The sequence below is a fragment of the Pseudonocardia oroxyli genome, from assembly GCF_900102195.1.
GTDB classification, from domain to species: domain Bacteria; phylum Actinomycetota; class Actinomycetes; order Mycobacteriales; family Pseudonocardiaceae; genus Pseudonocardia; species Pseudonocardia oroxyli.
The window spans coordinates 261306-280832 of sequence record NZ_FNBE01000001.1 but is presented as its reverse complement, the minus strand read 5'-3'; the positions used below and the strand labels follow the sequence as shown (position 1 = coordinate 280832).

The window sequence follows — 19527 nt, the reverse complement described above, 5'->3', positions numbered from 1 at the left end:
GGCCGGTCTCCTCGATCGCCGGGCCCCGAGGTCTCGGGACGCCCGCACAGGTCATCCCACGTCTCGCAGGCACGCGAGGAAGGGCATGCAGGCACCGATCGCTCTCGGTCGGCCCACATGCCCTCGGCATTCCTCAGCCTGCCCGCCGTGTGCCCACGCGGCAGGTCACGAGTGCGGCGAAGATGTCCCCGCCGCGACTGCCGAACCTCGGCAATTCCGCCCGACGACCTCGTCGGATCCGGAGATCGCTGCCGCATCCTCGTGAGCCGGTCGGCTCGCGGCTGCGGCGGTCGGGGACCAGTCGTCCGGACGGTAGGGGGCGGCGCTGATCAGCGTGACCTCCATCGCGTGGCCGTTCGGAAGGGTGTAGCGCACCGTCGCACCCTGTTCCCGGCCGGGGAGAGCCCTCCCGAGCGGGGAGTCCGGGGAGCAGATCATGAGCTCGGGCGGATAGGCCCCGTCCTCGCTGTGGGCGAGCAGGAACGTCTCGGTCTCCTGGTCCTCCTCGTAGCGGACGGTCAGGACCATTCCCGGCTCGGCCACCCCGTCATCGGGTGGGTCCTCGCCGACGACGGGGTTCTGCAGCAGTTCCTGCAGCTTCCGGATCCGGTTCTCCCGGTCGCGTCTCGCCGTCAGCACCTGCTGGTCGGTGCTCGGGTCGGCACCGTCGCCCCGGGACATCTCGGCCGCGGAGCCGCCGGCGTCCGCCGAACGTCGACGCAGCAGCTCCACGAGCTCACGCTGCACCCGCTCGTAGGCGCTCTGCGCCAGCCACACCTGTTTCTCGGCCATCTGTCTCGTCTCCTCGGGATCGTCGGGGGTGCGACATCGGCGGCGGGGCCGTCGAACGGTGGGCGCCGATGACGACGAGCACGGCCGCGACGAATCGGGACCGTGCTCGGAAGCGGTGGGAGCAGCGGCGGTGCCGGGGCTCTCTCGGCTACTCGACGCTGCCTCTCCGTCCCCCGGCACGAGGCGGCACGGGGGTGGTGGAGCAGTGCCGGTGCCACCTCTACCACAGCGTCTGCCCGGGATCGCGAGATTGCCGACCTCCGGAAGCCGGGAGCCGTCCGAGGTTGCGGCTCCGCGCCCTGCCCGCCGCTGCCGCCGCCGGGCAGGGTGGACGACGGGCCCGCCGAGGGCGGCATCGACTGCGTCACCGCCGGAGGTGACTGCGAGCGGAGACGAGGGGGGATCGGAATGCTGGACGACGACGAACGGCTCACGGCCGCGCAGCAGGACTTCCGGTGTCCGTGGGAGGAGATGACCGTGCCACCGGAGGCGGGTCGCGGTCGTCGGCGCAGGCATGGTCGGGTTGGGGACCTCGGAGCCGGGGGTGAGGTGACCGGTGACCGGTGACCGGCGCCGTCCGCGCGGCCGGGCCGACCGGACCCCGTCGAAGAGCCCTCGCGGCGCCTGGCCGACCCGGACGCCATCATCGCAGCGCCGCCCCCGGACCGCCGCCCGCTGCCCACTGTCGAGCCTACGACCAGCCGCCCACCCGACGGCCGAAGGCACCAGCGCCGGCTCGTGGTCCCGGGCGGCTCCGACCACCTGCCCCTCAGCGTCTTACGTGCTTGCCCGCACGATGGCATCGGCGAATGTGTCGGGCGCCTCGACCGGGACGAAGTGGCCGACCCCCTCGACGGGCTGCACGGTGACCTGCGCGAAGAACTCTCCGACACGGTCGGACCAGGCGCCCAGGAACAGGGGGTCGTGCTCGGGCCAGAGGAACGTCGTGGGGACCATGATCTTCTCGTCGGGGACCGTCTCGCCCAGGTAGCGCGCCACGACGTTTCCGGCCGCTCGGTAGTACCCGATCGACGCGACGAACGCGCCGGCGGGGGCGTACACCGACGTCAGGTGCTCGAGCCGGGCGTCGTCCAGGGTGAAGTCGGGGCCGGACCAGTGGGTCCAGAAGTACTCCAGATAGTCCCGCACAGCGTCCGGTTTCCCGTCGAGGAGCTTCTCGGCCAGGTCGAGATGATGGAAGGACTGATACCAGAACTCGCGAATCGGACCTTCGCCGAGAATCCGTGACCCGACGCCTGGAGCCGGTGGGGTGATGACCAGGGCGCTGAGCAGGTCGGGCCTGTCCTTCGCGAGCTGCTGACCGACCCTGCTGCCGATGTCGTAACCGCCGAGCACGACGTGGGAGAGCCCCAGCTCTTCGATCAGTCCCGTGACACTGCGGGCCTGGGCCACCATGCTGTAGTGGTCGCCGGGGTCGCGCAGGTGCTTGTCCGAGGCGCCGAAACCGCGCAGGTCCGGCACGACGACGTCGAACTCGTCCCCGAGCCTCTCGGCGACGGACGCCATGTCCGTCCGGTCCCCTGGCCAGCCATGAAGCAGGACCACCGGCTGCCGACCAACCGATCCCAGACGGTCGAAGCTCAGGGTGAACCCATCGACCGGGGCGCCCGTGGACATCGAGAACACGCTCCTTCCCGCAACGCTTGCCCGCGACCCGAGCCGCAAGCCGACGCTCGCTCTCGCGCGTCGAACAACCCAGCATCGACGATCGCGATCCGCGAACTCAAGTGGCCGGATGGACAACAACCGTCACGATCAGGCCACTCCCTCACCACGGCGAGGCGGGCTCGTCACCCAGCACGACGAGCACCGCGGCCAACCAGGACTTTCACCCGGGGCCGACTTCAGTCGACATCGCTTGACGAACCGTACATGCCCGCGCAGTAGGACTTCCGGTGTCCGGCGGAGGAGATGATCGGTGTCGCCGCCGAGCCGCGGAAGGCGGTCGCGGTCGTCGGGCGCAGGCATGGTCGGGTTGGTGACCTCGGAGCCGGGGGCTTCAGCCGCGACCGCGAGAAGCAGCGATGCTCGGCGAGTTGGGTGAGCGCGACCACTGTGGAGAGAAGGTCGGATTCGACGTCCTCACCGGCTCCGACGCTCGCACGCCGGCCCCCGTTCTCACCGACCGTGTCACGTCGGTGGTGAGGCTTGACGATCAGAGGTTCATCGACCCGCCGCGCCCGCTCGCCGACGCCGTGCGGTCCCGAGGAGCCGCCATCACCGACAGCAAGGTCCTCGGCAGCCGCCGGCGGACACGGCATGTGGGGATCGTCCTCGGACCACCGTCGGTCCATTGAGGTGACCGGCGCCGTCCGGGCGGCCGGGCCGACCGGGCCCCGTCGCAGGGCCTTCCGCCCCTGCACACGACCGCGCGCACCGACGAGCCTCGGAGTCGATCGGACCACCGAGCCGGGTCGTCCCCGTCGACAGGAGTCATCCGTGAGCACCACGATGCGCGCGGCCGTGGTCCCGGCGCTGGGCGCCGCGCTGGAGATCCGCGAGCTCCCGGTGCCGACGCCGGGACCGGGTGAGCTGCTCGTCCGGATGGAGGCCTCGGGCATCTGCCACACCGACATCCACGCCGCGCGCGGTGAACGGCCGGTGAAGCCGGACCCTCCCTTCGTGCCCGGCCACGAGGGCATCGGCACGGTGGCCGCCGCCGGTGGGGCCGGACTGGACGGGCGGTTCGCCGTGACGGTGCCCGCCGCCGTGTCCTCCTTCGACGCGGCACCGCTGACACCGATCTTCGACACCGTCCTGGGTGGCATCTCCGCCGTCGGCTCCATCGTGGGGACCCGGCAGGACCTCGCCGACGCGTTCGCCCTGCACGCCGCGGGCCGCACCCGGGTCATCCCCGAGTCGCGCACGCTCGGCGACATCAACGGGGCGATCGAGGAGATCCGGGCGGGGCGGGTCCCGGCCCGGCTCGTCGTCGACTTCCGATGATCGGCCCGACGGCCGCGGTGCGGGACGCCGCCGAGCCGGGCGAGGCGCACCGCGCCCGGGTCCCCGAGCGGGCGGGTCCGGACGACCTGCGCGAGTCGGCCGTCGACCGCACGGGTGTGCCGTGGCAGTTCGGAGTGCTGCTCGTGCTCGACCGGCCGCTCGACCCGGCGGAGGTCCGCAGGGCGCTGGCCGTCCGGATCCGGGCCGTGCCCCGGCTGCGGCGGAGGCTGGTGCGCACGCCGCCGCTGTGCGGGCGGCCGGTCTGGGTGGACGATCCCGGGTTCGCGGTCGAGCGGCACGTGCGCGAGGTGCGGTGCGCGGGCCCGTTGACCGACGACGTGCTGCAGGACGTCGCGGTCCGGGCGGTCGGCACCCGGCTGTCGTGGCAGCGGTCGCCGTGGGAGGCGCTCGTGGTCACCGGCACGACGGGGGAGCGCGGTGCGCTGGTCGTCGTCTGCCACCACGTCCTCGCCGACGGGATGGGCGGGCTCGCCGCCCTCGCCGCGCTGGTCGACGACGGGCTCGTCCCCGGGGACCCGCCCGCCGACGACGACGGCTTCCCACGCCCGGCTCCCACCGTCGCGCGGCTGTTCGCCGACGCCCTCGCCACCCGCGCCCGGACCCTGCGGCACCTGCCCGGGGAGGTGCGGCGGATCCGCGAGGCGCTGGGTGAGCTGCGCGCCACGCAGGCGCCCCGCCCGCCGCGGTCCTCGCTCAACCGACCCGTCGGGACCCGGCGGGCGCTGCGGGTCGTCCGGGTCGATCTCGGCGACGTCCACGCCGCCGCCCATCGGCACGGCGGCACGGTCAACGACGTCCTCCTGACGGCGATCGGTGGGGCGCTCGGGGCTCTGCTGCGCGGGCGCGGCGACCAGGTCGACGAGGTCGTCGCCTCGGTGTCGATCACCGCCCGGCCGCGGGCGGACGCGACGCTTCTCGGCAACGCGGTGGGCGTGCTGCCCGTCGGGCTGCCCACCTCGGGGCCGCCCGCGGTCCGGTTGCGCGAGGTGGCCCGGCGGACCGCCACCGGGCGGCGACGAGCCCGCGGCGCGTCCGCAGCCCTGCTCGGCCCGATGATCCGGCTGGCCGCCGCGGTGGGGGTCCTGCCGTGGATCGTGGACCACCAGAGGATGGTCACCACCTTCGTCACGAACCTGCGCGGGCCGCGGGCGCCCCTGACCCTGCTCGGAGCACGGATCGGGCAGATCGTGCCGATCATCACGACCACCGGGAACGTGCCGGTCGTGTTCGGCGCGCTGTCCTATGCGGGCAGCCTGGCCGTGACCGTGGTCGCCGATCCCGACGTGTGCCCCGAACTCGACGCGCTGGTCGCGGCGCTGCGCGCGGACCTGGCCGCCCTGCTCGCGGTTCCCGGGGGCACCGACCACCGCGCGGGGGATCCCGGGCGCTGACGTGGCCGTGGAGGACACCGTGCCGGACCGGGCGACGACCGAGCGACGACCCCGGGGCGGACCCGAGGGGACTTCCGGCCCGCGCGAGGGGGCCGTGCGGTGCTGTCGTCGTGATCCGCGGGCGAGCCAGGATCGGGGCGCGTCACCGGGAACAGCGGAGGGAGCGGTCATGCAGGCACACGGGTCGGTCGTGGTCGGGGTGGACGGTTCGGCGTCGGGCTCCGAGGCGGTCTGCTGGGCGGCACGGGAGGCGGCCCGGCGGAGGGTCGGGCTGCGGCTGGTGTCCGCGCTGGTCCTGCCCGAACCGAACCACCTCGGCAACCCCGGGCTGGGCACGTCGTACAAGCGGACGATGACCGAGGCCGCCGAGCAGGTCCTGGCGGACGCCGTCGCGCTCGCCCGCGGCGTGGAGCCCGGGCTGGAGATGCATTCCGAACTGCGCTCCGGGTTCGCGATCCCGGTGCTGCTCGCCGAGTCGGACCGGGCAGGCCTGGTCGTGGTGGGGAGCCGCGGGCTCGGCGGTTTCACCGGGCTGCTGGTCGGGTCGGTGGCGATCGCGCTGGCCGCTCGCGGTGCGAGCCCGGTCGTCGTCGTGCGGGGGGATGCCGAGGAGGGCCCGGACGACGTCCGGCCGGTCGTCGTGGGGGTCGACGGCTCCCCGGTCAGCGAGGAGGCGCTCGCGCTCGCGTTCGAGGAGGCCGCCCTGCACCGTGCGCCGCTGCTCGCCCTGCACACCTGGCAGGACGACGTGGTGGAGCTCGGCATCGCCCCGCTCGTCGACTGGAACGGCGTCGAGGCGGAGGAGCACGCGCTCCTGGCCGAGCGGCTCGCGGGGTGGGCCGAGAAGTACCCCGACGTGGAGGTCCGCAGGCGGGTCGTGCGGGACCGGCCCGCCGCCGAGCTGGTCGACCTCTCGCGCAGTGCGCGGCTGGTGGTCGTCGGCTCCCGTGGGCGGGGCGGGGTGCGGGGGCTGGTGCTCGGTTCCGTGAGCCACGCCCTCGTCCACCATGCGCAGTGCCCTGTCCTGGTGGCACGCCCGTCGTGACGGACCGGGTCGAGGACGCGGCCGCCACGCTCGGGGTGGCCCGGCCCCGTCCGGTCCTGGCGGGCGGGCCACGCGACCGTGGTGCGGGGGCGGGGCGGGGCGGGCACGATCGGGGGTGGTCACCGGATCGGGTGACCGGAGACGCGACGGAGGGCCCGTGTCGACTGCAGGAACGATCGTGGTGGGGGTCGACCCGACGACGTCGGCGGGGCTGGCCGCGGGCTGGGCCACCCGCCTGTCGGACACGGTCCGGCTGGTGCACGTCGCGATGGACCGTCGGGTGCCGGAGTGGCTGCTCGGGCTCGGTGCGGCGACCGGGGCGGAGCCGGAGGTCGTCGCGGGAGACGCGGATCCGGACGCCGTGGCCGACGTGCTGCGCGCCCGGGCGCATGACGCGGCGATGCTCGTCGTCGGTGGTCACGGGCGCAGCGTCCACCCGGGTCTGCAGGCGGGGGACCTCGCCGCCCGCCTCGCCGCGGACCCGCCGTGCCCGGTGGCCGTCGTGCACGGCGCGGAAGCCGAGTCCGCGCTGCCCGCCGCGGGCCCGGTCGTGGTGGGGATCGACGGCGGTCTGCCGGGCCGTGCGGCACTCGACACCGCCGCCGACCTGGCGAGTGCGCTCGGCGCCGACCTCGTGGTCGTGCACGCCTGGACCGACGTCGCGCCGGGCGCCCACCGGCGGGCCGAGGCCCCACAGACTCTCGCGGAGCGCGGCCGGGAGGTGACCGAGGCGGCTCGCCGGCGCGTCGCGGAGCGGGTGCCCGGGCTGCGGGTCGAGACCGCGCCGGTGGAGGACACCCCGCTGCGGGCGTTGCTGCAGCGCGCGGAGAAGGCGCAGGCGGTGGTCGTGGCACCGCGGGTGGGCGCACCCCCGCCGGACGCCGCGGTGCAGGCCGGTTCGACGACGCGCTCGCTCGTCGCGTTCGCCCCCTGCCCCGTCGTCGTGGTGCCGCTGCCGGGCTGAGCGCGCCCGGGGCGGGTGTGGGGCGGCCGGCAGGGTCGGACGGCCCGCATCCGCCGGTGCGCCGCCCCTCGGGGGCGGTCCTCTCGACGTCGCCGAGGCCCTGCGGCGGAGGGTCGTTCGACCCCCGCGGGGGAGGGCGGAGAGCCGCAGCGCCGGGCTCCCGGAGTGGGCGACCGTGGGTCCACACACCCGTGATCGAGGGAGGACGTCTCATGGACACGCTGCACGGTGGACCGGTGGTCGTCGGGATCGACGGCTCGGAGCCGGCGCTGCGGGCGGTGCGCTGGGCCGCGGTCGAGGCAGGACGGCGCGGCGTGGGCCTGCGTCTGGTCGCGGTGGTCGGGTGGACGGGCGTCACCCCGGTCGGGGTGGCCCCGCTCGGCGCGGAGTACGAACGCCAGGCCCTGCTGCGCCTCGCCGAGCACGCCGTGGTCGAGGCCGCGGACGTCGCCCGCGGGGTCGACGGCACGGTGGCGGTCGACCGCCAGGTCCGCGACGGCAGCGCCGCGGTCGTGTTGGTCGAGGAGTCGGAGCACGCGGCGCTGCTGGTCGTCGGCAACCGCGGCCGCGGCGGGTTCGCGGGTCTGCTGCTCGGCTCGGTCGGCGTGGACGTCGCCGCGCGCGCCGCCTGCCCGGTCGTGGTCGTGCGCGGGGACGTGCTCTCGCGCGGGCCGGTCGTCGTGGGGGTCGATGCCGAGCACAGTGACGCCGCGCTGGGTCTCGCCTTCGAGGAGGCGGCCCGGTACGGGGCGGCGCTGGTCGCGGTGCACGCCTGGAGCGAGACCACGCTCGACCCGTTCCTGGTCCCGTTCCTCGACTGGGACGCGATCCGCGCCGACGAGGAGGCGGTCGTGGGGCAGGCCCTCGCGCCGTGGACGGCGAAGTTCCCCGAGGTCGAGGTCCGTCCGGTCGTGGTGCGGGACAACGCCGCCGGCGCGCTGGTCCGCGCGGCGCAGGGCGCGGTGCTCGTGGTGGCCGGAACCCGCGGGCGGGGCGCGTTGCGGGGTGCGCTGCTGGGCTCGGTCAGCCAGGCGCTGCTGCACCACGCGCCGTGCCCGGTGGCCGTGGTCCGGCCCGAGGGGCAGCGGTGAACGCCACCGTCGTGCCGCCCCGGCCTGGGGTCCGCACCGGGCTCGCCGTGCTCCTGCTCGCGGTCTGGGGGCACCGCGCGGTCCGCTGACCGGCGACGAACGGGCCCGGCATCCCCCTCGGGTGCCGGGCCCGCCGCCGTGGGAGCCGCGTCGCGCTCAGCGACGGGCGAGAGCGTGGACCAGGTCGGTCGCGGTGAGGATCCCGGCGATCACGCCGTCGGCGCCCAGTACCAGCACGGCGTCCGACTGTTCCTGCAGCATCACCGCGGCCGCGGTGCTCAGCGGGTCGGTCGCGGTGACGGCGGGTGCGGAGCGCACCACGTCGAGCACCCGGAGGTCGGCGGTGCCCCAGGGGCCGCGGCGGGCCGCGAGACCGCGCAGGATGTCGGTCTCGGTGACCATGCCGGTGCAGCGGCCGTCCTCCATGACCGGCAGGTGCCGGACACCGTCGGCGAGCATGAGGCGCAGTGCCGTGCTCAGAGGCGCGGCGGGGTCGATCGCGACCACGGTCCTCGACATGACCGCGCGGACGGGTGGCTGGTCGTCGAGCGTCTCCGGCGGGGCCGGGCGCGGCAACGGATCGTGGATCATGGCACTCCTCGGGTCGTCGTCCCCCAGGATGGCTCCGGGTGGGTCCGCCGGGCAGGGTCGCCGGTCCCGGGCCCCCGGCCCTGGCGTGCGGGTCCTTCGACCTCTGGCCGACCGCCCGCCCGGACCCGGCTCAGCGGCCCGGCAGCAGCCGCGCGACCATCCCGAGCAGGTCGGCGACCCGGTGCAGGTGGCCGACCTCCGGGTCGTGCCAGCCCTGGACGACGACCAGCTCGCCGCAGGTCCGGACCGTGCCCAGGTCCACGCGGCAGGACTCGGCCGCGCCCAGCACGTCCCGGGACACCGTCGGCTCGTCGGTGCACGTCAGCAGCCCCTTGCCCGGGCCGTCGGCCGCCGTGCGGAGCACCCGCCGGAGCTGTCCGACCGTGGCGGGCGCGGGCAGCCGGGCGGTCACCTCGACCAGGCCCGTGTCGACGACCGGCACCCGGAGGGCGGCCCCGGTGACCCGCCCGGCCAGCGCAGGCAGGAGGACGCCCACCTCCGTGCCCACCCGGCTCGCCGCGGGGACGAGGTTGACCGCGAGGTCGCGCAGCAGCCGCGGGTCGTCCGGGTCGGCGGTGGAGGAGTGGCGTCCGCCGAGGGCGGTCACGCTCGCCGAGACGACCCCGAACGCCCGGTCCAGCGGTTGCAGCACCGCCGCCGCGCACACCGAGGCCGCCGAGGGCACGGACAGGACGCGGTGGCGGGTCGCGTCGTACTCGTCCTCGTTCAGCCCGGGGACGAGGGCGAGGTCGGCGTCGGCCGACTCTCCGAGGACGACGACGGACGCGACCCCCTCGTCGAGCAGCACGGGTGCGTCCACCGCCCGACCCGTCGCGACGACGATCTCGACGTCCGCCGACGGCCAGTGCGGGCGCTCGGCCCGCAGCACCCGGATCGTCCCGTCGTCGACGCCGAGATGGTCGCCGACGACCTCGATCCGGTGGTCCCAGGCCCCGTGCGTCGAGTCGTGGCGCAGCCGCGCGGCGAGCCTGCTCGCGGGGGCGTCGTCCCGGACCGCGACGATCTGCAGATCCGGGTCGTCCCGGTCGACGAGCGTGCGGAGGAGCTGCCTGCCGGGCCGGTCCATCCCGTCGAGGCCGATGCGGGCGCGCATCAGCGAGCGTCCCAGACCCGGCGGGCGCGCCCGGCGCACACCGACGGCAGCTCGGTCGTGCTGATCTCGACGGCCTCCGGCCAGGGGGCCGCCGCGTCCGCCATCGCGAGCGCGATCCCGGGGGTCGCGTCGGACACCGGGTGCCGCCGCGTGAGTATCCGCCGACCGAGCTGCTCGACCGGTGCGGTGCACACGAACTGCAGCAGCCGGCTCGAGGTCCGGGCCGCCACCTCCGCGGCCCGCTCGCGCCAGTGCGCGTCGGTCCACGAGGCGTCGAGGACGACCGACTCGCCCTGGCCCAGCAGCAGCTCGGCCCGGTCCAGGAGCTCGGTGTAGAGGGCGGCGGTGTGCTCGGCGTCGTAGAGGCCGCGGCCGAACGGGGCGCCGGCGGGGTCGGTCGGCGTCATCCCGGCCTGCTCCTTGCGCACCCGGTCGCTGGACAGCAGCACCGCACCGGTCAGGTCGGTGAGATCACCGGCCACCGTGGACTTCCCGGTGCCCGGCAGGCCGCCGACCAGGGCCAGTCGGGGCTCGCCGCGGCCGAGGTGGTCCAGGGCCAGGGCGAGGTGGGCCCGCGCGGCCTCGGCGTCCGCCGGGTCGGCGGTCTGTGCGAGGCGCAGACAGTCGACCTTGGCGCGGACCATCGCGCGGTACGCGACGTAGTGGTGGCGCAGTGCCGTCGGGGCCGGGTCGGCGGAGAACTCGCAGTAGTCGTCGAGGAGCAGGTCGGCGGCCTCCGGGGCGCCGAGGTGTTCCAGGTCCATGGCCAGGAAGCACAGGTCGTCGAGCGCGTCGACGAAGCGGAGCCGGTCGTCGAAGTCGAGGCAGTCGAGCAGGCGCGGGCCGTCCGCGAGGCAGAACACGTCGTCGGCCAGGAGGTCGCCGTGCCCGTCGACGATCCGGCTCTCGGCCGCGCGGCGGGCGAACAGCGGGCCGCGCCCGTGGAGGAAGCGGTCGACGAGGTCGCGGACCCGGTCGAGGTCCCCGCCCTGGAGCGGGGCGTCCCGGAAGGACTCGAGCTCGTCGAGGCTGCGGTGCCAGCGGCCGAGCAGCGCGTCCCGCGACCCCTCGGAGGTGATGGCGGGAGCCCGCTCGGCGGTGGTGTGGAACGCCGCCATCCGGCGCGCGATCTCCCGGAGCGGCTCGGTGAGATCGGCGCCCCGACGGACCAGTGTGGACAGCCGCGCGTCCTCCGGCATGCGGCGCATCACCAGGACCGGCTCGGCGCAGCCCGCGCCGGCCAGCTCGGCGGTCCCGAGGTAGACGTCCGGCGCGAGTCTGCTGTTGAGCAGGTGCTCGCGCGCGATCGCCGCCCGCCGCAGGGCGGGTGTGGAGAAGTCGCAGAACGCGGTCCGGACCGGTTTCTTGGTCTTCAGCGCGCGGTCGCCGGTCAGCACCACCAGCCCGACGTGCGTCTCCCGCAGCGCGCTCACCGTGGACAGGGGCGTGGTCATCGTTCCTCCTGAGGAGCGGGTGTGGTGGGGACGGGACCGGCTCCGGGCCCGGTTCAGCGACGGAACAGCACCGAGTCGAGCGGTCGACGAGGCGTGGCGGGCAGGGGTGCCGACCCGTAGGGCGGCGTCCCGACGCGGAGGACGAGCTGCGGTTGGTCGGCCACGCCCAGTGCGAGGCGCAGCCGCTCCCGCATGGTCGGCTGTTCGACGGCCTGGCTGAGCATGGCGGTCGCGAGACCGACGCGGGTCGCGCCGAGCAGCACCGCGCTGGTGGCCTCGCCCGCGACGAGCCGGTCGATGCGGTCGTCGCGCGGGGTGGTCAGGACGAGCAGGAGCCCGCCGTCGGGCCCGAAGGCCTGCCTGCCGGTGAGCCTGCCCGCGGGGAACCGGGTGAGCTCGGGTTCGCCCGCGCGGGAGGGCACGGACGCGGCGGGGACGCCGTCGCGGGTGCCGGCGTAGCGGTGGGTCCAGATCAGCAGCTCCGCGAGGTAGCCGGGTTCGTGCCGCTGCCGGGCGGCCGCGTCCGAGAGCACCCCGTGCAGGCGGGTCAGCACGCCCGGGTCGGTCGCCGGGACGAGCCCGGCGCCGAACTCCGCCGCCCGCTCGACGAGCGCGGCGAGGCGGGCGGGCGGCACCGGGTCCGCCGCGTACCGGCGCCGGTCGGTCCGCCGCCTGCCGAGCTGCCCGAACAGCGCGGCGGCGGCGCGGTCCGGCGGCCCGTCGACGACTCGGGCGGTGGCCAGGAGACTGCGCTGCTCGGGGTCGGGCAGCCGGTCCACCCGGAGGGCGATCCCCAGCCCGGCCGCGGCCACGACCAGATGGTGCAGCACGGCCCCGCAGCTGATCAGCAGGTCGCGGTGGTCCGGATCGGTGCCGGGCAGGTGGCGGCTCGGGTCGGCATGGAGCTCGACCTCGCCGGTGCTCAGCCGGAACCGCCAGGGCTGGGTGTTGTGCACCGAGGGTGCCTGCAACGCCAGCTCGACGGCGTGGCGCAGGGTCCGGTCCATCTCAGTGGGCCCGGCAGGCGGGACGTTCCCGCGTGGTGACGTCCGGGGTCTGGGGGCTGGTCATCGTCGGCTCCTCCGTCCATCGCGTTCACCGCCCAGCGTCGTCCCGGCGCGCCCGGCGTCACGAGAGCCGAGGGGCACGGGTCCCCGGGACCCTCGACGAGGCGGAACGGGACCAAGGTCCCCTCCGCCCACGGGCGACCCGGCCCAGGATGGACGGGAGACTCGGAGGGAGCACGCCATGATCGAGGAGCTGGTCGGGCCGCCGGAGGGAGTCGTCGGCCTGCGGGTCGGGGGCCGGCCGACGGTCGAGGACCACGAGAAGGCCATCGGGCCCATGGTCGAGCGCATCCGGTTCGTCGTCGGCCACCACGGCGGGATCCGCCGCCTCGCGCTGGTGGGCGACACCCCGGTCGCGTCCACCGTGGCCGCGGAGGGCTGACCCGGTGGGCGAGAACCTCGAGCTGCTCGACGCCTACTGGCGGGCGGCGAACTACCTGTCCGTCGGCCAGATCTACCTGCTGGACAACCCGCTGCTCCGCGAGCCGCTGCGCGCCGAACACGTCAAGCCGCGGCTGCTGGGGCACTGGGGCACCACGCCCGGGCTCACCCTGCTCTACGCGCACCTCAACCGCGCGATCCGGGCCCGGGACCTGAACGCGCTGTTCGTGACCGGCCCCGGGCACGGCGGCCCCGGGCTGGTCGCGAACGCCTACCTGGAGGGCACGTACTCGGAGGTCTATCCGTCGGTCACCGAGGACGTCGACGGGATGCGGGCGCTGTTCCGGCAGTTCTCCTTCCCCGGCGGCATCCCCAGCCACGTCGCGCCGGAGACCCCCGGCTCGATCCACGAGGGCGGCGAGCTCGGCTACGCCCTGCTGCACGCCTACGGCGCGGTGTTCGACAACCCGGACCTGCTGGCCGTGTGCGTGGTCGGTGACGGCGAGGCCGAGACCGGCCCGCTCGCCGCGAGCTGGCACTCGAACAAGTGGCTCGACCCGCGCCGGGACGGCGTCGTGCTGCCGGTCCTGCACCTCAACGGCTACAAGATCGCCAACCCGACGGTCCTGGCCCGGATCCCGACCGACGAGCTGGCCGCGCTGCTGCGCGGCTACGGCTACGCGCCCCGGTTCGTCACCGGGGACCAGCCGATGGCCGTGCACGAGGAGCTGGCGCTGACCCTGGACGAGGTGCTCGACGAGATCGCCGCGATCAAGGCGGACCCGCCGACGCGCCGGCCGACCTGGCCGATGATCGTGTTGCGCACCCCCAAGGGCTGGACCGGCCCGAAGGAGGTCGACGGGACGCGGGTCGAGGGCACCTTCCGCGCCCACCAGGTCCCGTTGGCCGGCACCCGGACCGATGCCGGACACCGCGCGCAGCTCGAGGAGTGGATGCGCGGCTACGAACCCGAGACGCTCTTCGACGAGACCGGGCGCCTGCGACCGGAGCTGCGCGCGCTCGCGCCCGAGGGCACGCGGCGGATGAGCGCCAACCCGCACACCAACGGCGGGCTCGTCCTGCGCGACCTCGCCATGCCGGACTTCCGCCGGCACGCCGTCACGGTGGACCGGCCGGGCGTGGAGAGCAGCCCGGCGACCACCGTGCTCGGCGCGTTCCTGCGGGACGTCGTGGCCCGCAACGCCGACCGGTTCCGGCTGTTCGGGCCGGACGAGGTCGCGTCGAACCGGCTGCAGGCGGTCTTCGACGTGACCGACCGGGCCTGGAACGCGGCGGTGGAGGAGGGCGACGACCACCTCGCCCCCGGCGGCCGGGTGCTGGAGGTGCTGTCCGAGCACCTGTGCCAGGGCTGGCTGGAGGGCTATCTGCTCACCGGCCGGCACGGGCTGTTCACCAGCTACGAGGCCTTCATCCACATCGTCGACTCGATGCTCAACCAGCACGCCAAGTGGCTCAAGACCACCCGTGCCATCCCGTGGCGGGCCCCGATCGCCTCGCTGAACTACCTGCTGTCCAGCCACGTCTGGCGCCAGGACCACAACGGCTTCTCCCACCAGGATCCCGGCTTCCTCGACCATGTGATCAACAAGAAGGCGGAGATCACCCGCGTCTACCTGCCACCCGACACCAACACCCTGCTGTCCACGATGGATCACTGCCTGCGGTCCCGGCACTACGTCAACGTCGTCGTCGCGGGCAAGCAGCCGCAGCTGAGCTACCTGTCGATGGACGAGGCGGTCGCGCACTGCACGCGGGGGCTGGGGATCTGGGACTGGGCGGGCACCACCGACGGCGACCCGGACGTCGTGCTGGCCTGCTGCGGGGACGTCCCCACCCTGGAGACCCTCGCCGCGGCCAGGCTGCTGCGCGAGCACTGCCCGGACCTGAAGGTGCGCGTGGTGAACGTCGTGGACCTGATGCGGCTCCAACCGGACCGCGAGCACCCGCACGGCCTGTCCGACGACGAGTTCGACGCCCTGTTCACCCCCGACAAGCCGGTCGTCCTCGCCTTCCACGGCTACCCCTGGCTGATCCACCGGCTCACCTACTCCCGGCGCAACCACCACAACCTCCACGTGCGCGGGTACAAGGAGGAGGGCACCACGACCACGCCCTTCGACATGGTGATGCTCAACGACCTCGACCGGTTCCACCTGGTCATGGACGTGATCGACCGGGTCCCGAGCCTCGGGGCGCGGGCGGCGCCGCTGCGGCAGCGGATGGTGGACGCCCGGCTCGCCGCCCGGGCGTACACCCGCGAGCACGGTGAGGACGATCCCGCGATCGCGCAGTGGACGTGGCAGTGAGGACCGGCCGGTGAGGGTGCTCGTCGTCAACGCGGGCTCGTCGAGCCTCAAGCTGCGGCTGCTGGGACCGACCGACGATGTGGAACACACCGCGGACATCGAGCCGGACATCGAGCCGGGCGCGGACCTCGAGTCGGCGCTGCGGGGGTGGCCCGAGCCGGACGCCGTCGGACATCGGATCGTGCACGGCGGTACCCGGTTCGTCGAGCCCGTCCGGATCGACGAGGAGGTCCGGAAGGAGCTCGAGGACCTGACGGCGCTGGCCCCGCTGCACCAGCCCAAGTCGCTGCGGGGCGTCGACGCGGTGACCGCGCTGCTCCCCGGGGTCCCGGCGGTGGCCTGCTTCGACACCGCCTTCCACACCACGATCGGAGACGCCGCGGCGACCTACGCGGTGCCGCGGGAGTGGCGGGAGCGCTACGCGATCCGCCGCTACGGCTTCCACGGTCTGTCCCACGCCCGGTGCTCGGCGCGCACCGCCGAGCTGACCGGTGCGAGACGCATCGTGACCGCGCACCTCGGCGCAGGCGCCTCCCTGTGCGCGGTGGTCGACGGGCGCAGCGTCGACACGACGATGGGTTTCACCCCGCTGGAGGGCCTGGTCATGGCCACCCGCTCGGGCTCGGTCGATCCCGGCCTCGTGCTCTGGCTGGAGGAACACGAGGGCCTGAGTCCCCACGAGGTGGCCGAGACCCTGGAGAACCGGTCCGGTCTGCTCGCGCTCGCGGGCACCGCCGACATGCGGGAGGTCCCGGCGGACTCGCTCGCGATGGACGTCTACGTCCACCGCCTCGCGGGCGGGATCGCGGCCATGGCCGCCGCCGCGGGCGGGATGGAGGCGCTGGCGTTCACCGGCGGGGTCGGCGAGCACTCGGCCGTGGTGCGGGCCCGGGCCGCGGAGCGGCTGGCGTTCCTCGGAGTGGCGGTCGACCCGGCCCGCAACGACACGACGGACGGCGAGATCACCGCCGCGACCGCACGCGTGCGCACCCTCGTCGTGCCGGCCAGGGAGGACCTCGCGATCTCCGCCGGCACCCGGGCCATCCTGGGGTGACGCCCACCGGGCCGCGGGTTCGGGCGAGCCGCCCGGCGCGGCCTCGTCACCGACTCCTCCGGTTCCGGCCGTGGCGCCGATCGTCGGGTCCGGTGGGGTCGAGGCGGAGCGCGAGGGCCGGGCACGCGGCGACGGCGGCCCGGGCGTGGGGGAGGAGGTCGGCCGGGATCTCGGCGTCGAGCAGGGGGTCGAGCAGGGGGTCGAGCAGGGGATAGCCCCACTCGTCGAGCGTGATGCCCTCGGGGAGGAGGTCGGCGCACAGGCCGTGGCCCGCGCAGGCGACGGGGTCGACGCGGAGCCTCATCGCCACACCCCCGGGAACAGGGGGGCGGCAGCGGCGCCGCGGCAGGGACGTCCGGTCAGGTGATGGTGCAGGTCGTCGCCGAACACCCGCAGGGCGCTGTGCGCCAGGCGGGCGGCACCGTCCGGGAGCGCGCAGACGCCGCGCCCGGTGACCAGGCCGAGTCGTCGACGCACCCGATCGTGGGCGAGGTGGGCGTCCGGCGCGGCCGCGGCGATCAGGGCCAGGTCGGTGGCGACGTCACGGAGCCCGAACCGGCAGGGCCCGCACTGGCCCGCGGACTGTCCCGCCAGGAACTGCAGCAGGTACGCGGTCTGGGTGAGCCCGCAGGCCCGGGCGGGCAGCGCGAGCAGGACGGGGACGCCGAGCGTCGAACCCGCGGCGCGGAGGGCGGCGTGGTCGAGCGGGGTGTCCACGGCGGCGGCGGGCAGCCACGCACCGCCGTAACCCCCGGACAGGACCGTCTGCACCGGCTCGGTCGGCCCGCCCGCCAGGTCGAGCGCCGCGCGCACCGCGGTGCCGGCGGGCACCTCGACGACGCCGGGTGCGGCGACGGCCCCGCCCGCGGTGACGAGCAGGGTGCCGGGCAGCTCGGGGTGGCCGACGGAGCGGAACCAGTCGGGCCCGTTCCGGGCGATCAGCGCGAGGTGGGCGAGGGTCTCGACGTTGTCGACGAGCGTGCCTGCGGCGCTCGGACGGGTGGGGGTCGGCAGTGCGGGCCCGCCGCCCAGGAACCGGACCAGGGCGGTCTCCTGGCTCGCGACGTAGCGGTCGGGGACCTCGACGACCCTCACCGGGACGCGGTCGGTCCGCCCGGCGAGATGCCGGCGCAGGCCGGTCGCGTCGGGGACGGCGAGGACCGCGTCGGTCGCGCCGAGCGCGTCGGCGACGAGCGCGAGCCCGTCGAGGACCAGGTGGGGTGAGCACGCGAGCAGAGCGGCGTCCTTCAGCGAGGCCGGCTCGCCCTCGGCGCCGTTGGCGACGACGGTCCGCCTGCGGCCGCGGACCGACCGCAGCTTCGTCGCGGTCGGGAACCCGGCGCCGCCGCGTCCGCGGAGGCCGGCGGCCTCGACGGCGGCGACCAGCGCGTGGGGGGAGGGCGAGGGGAGTGGGCCGTGGCGCTCGAGGTGCGCGGCCAGGGCGTCCCGGCGGTGCGTGGCGGCCGGCTCGGCGAGCAGACGCGGGGTGGCCGCGGGTGGGGCGGTCACGGCCGGGTTCCGACGGCCGTGCGACGGACCAGCCCGACGCCGACGGCTGCGACGCAGGCCAGGGTCAGGGTGAGGACCCACCAGGTGGTGGTGTCGACTCCACCGAGGCCGATGCCGTGCAGGACGGCGACCGGCCAGCAGGCGTAGGCGGCCCGGTGCACGGCCCGCCAGGCACGCAGGCCGAGACGGACGCGCAGCAGGCTGGTCGTCACCAGCACGGCCAGCAGCAGGTCGAGAGCGACGGTGCCGAGCCCGAGCCACCACGGCTCGTAGGCGGAGGTGAAGGGCAGCAGGACGTCGAGCCAGGAGATCGGGACGTACCCGTCGAGCACCGCGGTGAGCACGTGCAGCGCCACGAACGCGACGGCGAGCATCGACAGGTTCCGGTGCAGGCGCTGCACGGCGAAGCGGGGCCAGCGGGCCGAGGCCGCGCGGGTCACGCCGCCGATGCCCAGCAGGACGCTCCCGCTCAGCAGCACCAGCGAGACCAGCCCGGCGGCGCGACTCGCGTACCAGGTCCACATCAGACCCACCCGCCCACGCGGGTGACCCGACCCGCGGTGTCGACCAGCCGGGCCGGCAGACCCACCGTGTCGAGCCAGTCCGCAGCGTCGGCGCCGCGGACGAGCGCGGCGGTGGCGGCGGTGTTCGCGTCGAGGCAGGTCGCCGCGGCCACCGCGACCGTGCGCCACGGGCCGGCGGTCGGCAGCCCGGTCCGCGGGTCGACGACGTGGTGGCGGACGCGGCCGTCCCGCAGCCAGCGGCGGCGCGTGGTGCCGGAGGTGGCCACGCCCCCGTCGTGCAGGGACACCACACCCCCTCCGTCCTCGAGACCGACGAGCCAGCCGCCCGCGGGCGCGGGGCCTGCGACGGCGAGGTCCCCGCCCAGGTTGACCAGGACCCCGGCTCCGGTGTGGGCGGCGATCCGGGCTGCGGCGTGGTCGGCGGCGAGGGCCTTCGCGGTGGATCCGAGGTCGATCCGGATCCCGCGGGGGATCACGACGGTGCGCCCGCACCTGCTCAGCCGCCACCAGCCGGGCGCGGGGCGTGGGTCGACCGGCCCGTCGGTGAGCGCGGCGAGGTCCCGGTCGTAGCCCAGACCGGCCAGGCAGGTCCCGACGGTGGGATCGACGCGGCCGCCGGTGAGTGCGGCGGCGCGCAGGGCCGCGTCGAGGTGGGCGGCGAGCAGGGGGCTCACCTCGACCTCGGCACCGGTCTCGGCCCGGCGGATCTCCGAGTCGGGGCGGAAGCGGGAGCAGGCCCGGTCCAGCGCGGTGAGGTCCGTGCGCAGCAGGGCCACGGACCCGTCGAGCACGTCCGGGTCGGTGACGAGGACGGTGGCGGTGGTGCCGATCGCCGGGAAGGAGCAGGCCGCGGGCTCGGCGATCGTCCCGGTCACGAGGCCCCCGAGGTGGTGTGCGAGCGACTGCTGTGCGAGGCCTGCGGTGCGGTGGTCGGGGCGCTCAGCCCAGCCCCGCTGCCCGTCCGCGGCGCGGTGGTGGTGGGCGCGGGGGTGGCGGTCGTGGGCGTCGGGCTCGAGGAGGTGGCCGTGGCGGTCGCCGGGGTCTGGGACAACACGACGGCGGCCAGCGCGGTCGCGGCGACGCCGCCCGCGGCCGTCCAGCCGGTGGCACGGGCGACGCGACGGAGCCCGCGGTCCCGCGCGACCACCCGCGGGTCCGGGTCGGAGGAAGGCATGGGGCCAGTCGACCGGAGATTTCTTGGAGCCTCGTGGGAACTCGATGTGCGGGCATGATGG

The 19527-nt window shown here is 75.3% G+C and carries 20 protein-coding genes; 9 read left to right on the top strand and 11 right to left on the bottom strand.

Going from position 1 to position 19527, the window contains the following annotated elements:
* Positions 1 to 165: 165 nt before the first annotated feature.
* Positions 166 to 792, bottom strand: coding sequence for a GreA/GreB family elongation factor (locus BLS43_RS01355; protein WP_093075273.1), 627 nt, complete (start codon positions 790 to 792; stop codon positions 166 to 168).
* Between the two features lie 777 nt (positions 793 to 1569).
* A complete protein-coding gene (locus BLS43_RS01350; RefSeq protein ID WP_093076077.1) occupies positions 1570 to 2430 on the bottom strand; it encodes an alpha/beta fold hydrolase in 861 nt (286 codons plus the stop codon).
* A gap of 407 nt (positions 2431 to 2837) precedes the next feature.
* On the opposite strand from BLS43_RS01350, the gene BLS43_RS01345 reads away from it, so the two are divergent.
* From BLS43_RS01345 to BLS43_RS01320, 6 genes are all read left to right on the top strand, one after another.
* Positions 2838 to 3110 (top strand): hypothetical protein, encoded by a 273-nt coding sequence (locus tag BLS43_RS01345; RefSeq protein WP_093075270.1) that lies wholly within the window; start codon positions 2838 to 2840, stop codon positions 3108 to 3110.
* A gap of 142 nt (positions 3111 to 3252) precedes the next feature.
* A complete protein-coding gene (locus tag BLS43_RS01340) occupies positions 3253 to 3759 on the top strand; it encodes an alcohol dehydrogenase catalytic domain-containing protein (protein ID WP_245707231.1) in 507 nt (168 codons plus the stop codon).
* Positions 3756 to 5171, top strand: a complete 1416-nt coding sequence (locus BLS43_RS01335; RefSeq protein ID WP_093075267.1) for a wax ester/triacylglycerol synthase domain-containing protein — start codon at positions 3756 to 3758, stop codon at positions 5169 to 5171. Before BLS43_RS01340 ends, BLS43_RS01335 begins: the two co-directional genes overlap by 4 nt.
* A 169-nt stretch (positions 5172 to 5340) precedes the next feature.
* Entirely contained in the window at positions 5341 to 6216 is an 876-nt protein-coding gene (locus BLS43_RS01330) for a universal stress protein (RefSeq protein WP_093075263.1), read from the top strand.
* Positions 6217 to 6373: 157 nt separating this feature from the next.
* Positions 6374 to 7180: a universal stress protein gene (locus tag BLS43_RS01325; protein WP_176921125.1), complete on the top strand. Its 807-nt coding sequence runs from the start codon at positions 6374 to 6376 to the stop codon at positions 7178 to 7180.
* Positions 7181 to 7392: 212 nt separating this feature from the next.
* Positions 7393 to 8271: a universal stress protein gene (locus BLS43_RS01320; RefSeq protein ID WP_093075254.1), complete on the top strand. Its 879-nt coding sequence runs from the start codon at positions 7393 to 7395 to the stop codon at positions 8269 to 8271.
* Between the two features lie 156 nt (positions 8272 to 8427).
* Here the strand turns inward: BLS43_RS01320 and BLS43_RS01315 are convergent, their stop codons facing one another.
* The 4 genes from BLS43_RS01315 to BLS43_RS01300 form a co-directional block, all read right to left on the bottom strand.
* Complete coding sequence (locus BLS43_RS01315) at positions 8428 to 8862, bottom strand: CBS domain-containing protein (protein WP_093075249.1); 435 nt, start codon at positions 8860 to 8862, stop codon at positions 8428 to 8430.
* 130 nt (positions 8863 to 8992) lie between these two features.
* On the bottom strand, positions 8993 to 9976 hold the full coding sequence (locus tag BLS43_RS01310) for a glyceraldehyde 3-phosphate dehydrogenase NAD-binding domain-containing protein (protein WP_143029911.1): 984 nt from the start codon (positions 9974 to 9976) through the stop codon (positions 8993 to 8995).
* Positions 9976 to 11430: a bifunctional aminoglycoside phosphotransferase/ATP-binding protein gene (locus BLS43_RS01305; RefSeq protein WP_093075240.1), complete on the bottom strand. Its 1455-nt coding sequence runs from the start codon at positions 11428 to 11430 to the stop codon at positions 9976 to 9978. Before BLS43_RS01305 ends, BLS43_RS01310 begins: the two co-directional genes overlap by 1 nt.
* Positions 11431 to 11483: 53 nt before the next feature.
* Positions 11484 to 12437 carry an Acg family FMN-binding oxidoreductase gene (locus tag BLS43_RS01300; protein ID WP_093075235.1) on the bottom strand — a complete coding sequence of 318 codons (954 nt, stop codon included), beginning with the start codon at positions 12435 to 12437 and terminating at the stop codon, positions 11484 to 11486.
* Between the two features lie 241 nt (positions 12438 to 12678).
* Between BLS43_RS01300 and BLS43_RS01295 the strand changes: the two genes are divergently transcribed.
* The 3 genes from BLS43_RS01295 to BLS43_RS01285 are packed head-to-tail and all read left to right on the top strand — an operon-like array spanning position 12679 to position 16259.
* Complete coding sequence (locus BLS43_RS01295; protein ID WP_093075230.1) at positions 12679 to 12879, top strand: STAS/SEC14 domain-containing protein; 201 nt, start codon at positions 12679 to 12681, stop codon at positions 12877 to 12879.
* Between the two features lie 4 nt (positions 12880 to 12883).
* Positions 12884 to 15205: a phosphoketolase family protein gene (locus BLS43_RS01290; RefSeq protein WP_093075225.1), complete on the top strand. Its 2322-nt coding sequence runs from the start codon at positions 12884 to 12886 to the stop codon at positions 15203 to 15205.
* A gap of 10 nt (positions 15206 to 15215) precedes the next feature.
* Positions 15216 to 16259: an acetate/propionate family kinase gene (locus BLS43_RS01285; protein ID WP_093075220.1), complete on the top strand. Its 1044-nt coding sequence runs from the start codon at positions 15216 to 15218 to the stop codon at positions 16257 to 16259.
* A 46-nt stretch (positions 16260 to 16305) separates the two neighbouring features.
* Here BLS43_RS01285 and BLS43_RS01280 read toward each other — a convergent pair whose 3' ends face one another.
* From BLS43_RS01280 to BLS43_RS30805, 5 genes are read right to left on the bottom strand one after another with little or no spacing between them, the layout of a single operon-like run.
* Entirely contained in the window at positions 16306 to 16563 is a 258-nt protein-coding gene (locus BLS43_RS01280; protein ID WP_093076071.1) for a ferredoxin, read from the bottom strand.
* Positions 16560 to 17768 (bottom strand): NADH-ubiquinone oxidoreductase-F iron-sulfur binding region domain-containing protein, encoded by a 1209-nt coding sequence (locus BLS43_RS01275; protein WP_093075216.1) that lies wholly within the window; start codon positions 17766 to 17768, stop codon positions 16560 to 16562. Before BLS43_RS01275 ends, BLS43_RS01280 begins: the two co-directional genes overlap by 4 nt.
* Positions 17765 to 18292 carry a ferric reductase-like transmembrane domain-containing protein gene (locus BLS43_RS01270; protein ID WP_093076068.1) on the bottom strand — a complete coding sequence of 176 codons (528 nt, stop codon included), beginning with the start codon at positions 18290 to 18292 and terminating at the stop codon, positions 17765 to 17767. Before BLS43_RS01270 ends, BLS43_RS01275 begins: the two co-directional genes overlap by 4 nt.
* Positions 18292 to 19167, bottom strand: coding sequence for an FAD:protein FMN transferase (locus BLS43_RS01265; RefSeq protein ID WP_245707230.1), 876 nt, complete (start codon positions 19165 to 19167; stop codon positions 18292 to 18294). Before BLS43_RS01265 ends, BLS43_RS01270 begins: the two co-directional genes overlap by 1 nt.
* Entirely contained in the window at positions 19164 to 19466 is a 303-nt protein-coding gene (locus BLS43_RS30805; RefSeq protein WP_143029910.1) for a hypothetical protein, read from the bottom strand. The genes BLS43_RS01265 and BLS43_RS30805 overlap by 4 nt, the downstream gene beginning before the upstream one ends.
* Between the last annotated feature and the right edge of the window lie 61 nt (positions 19467 to 19527).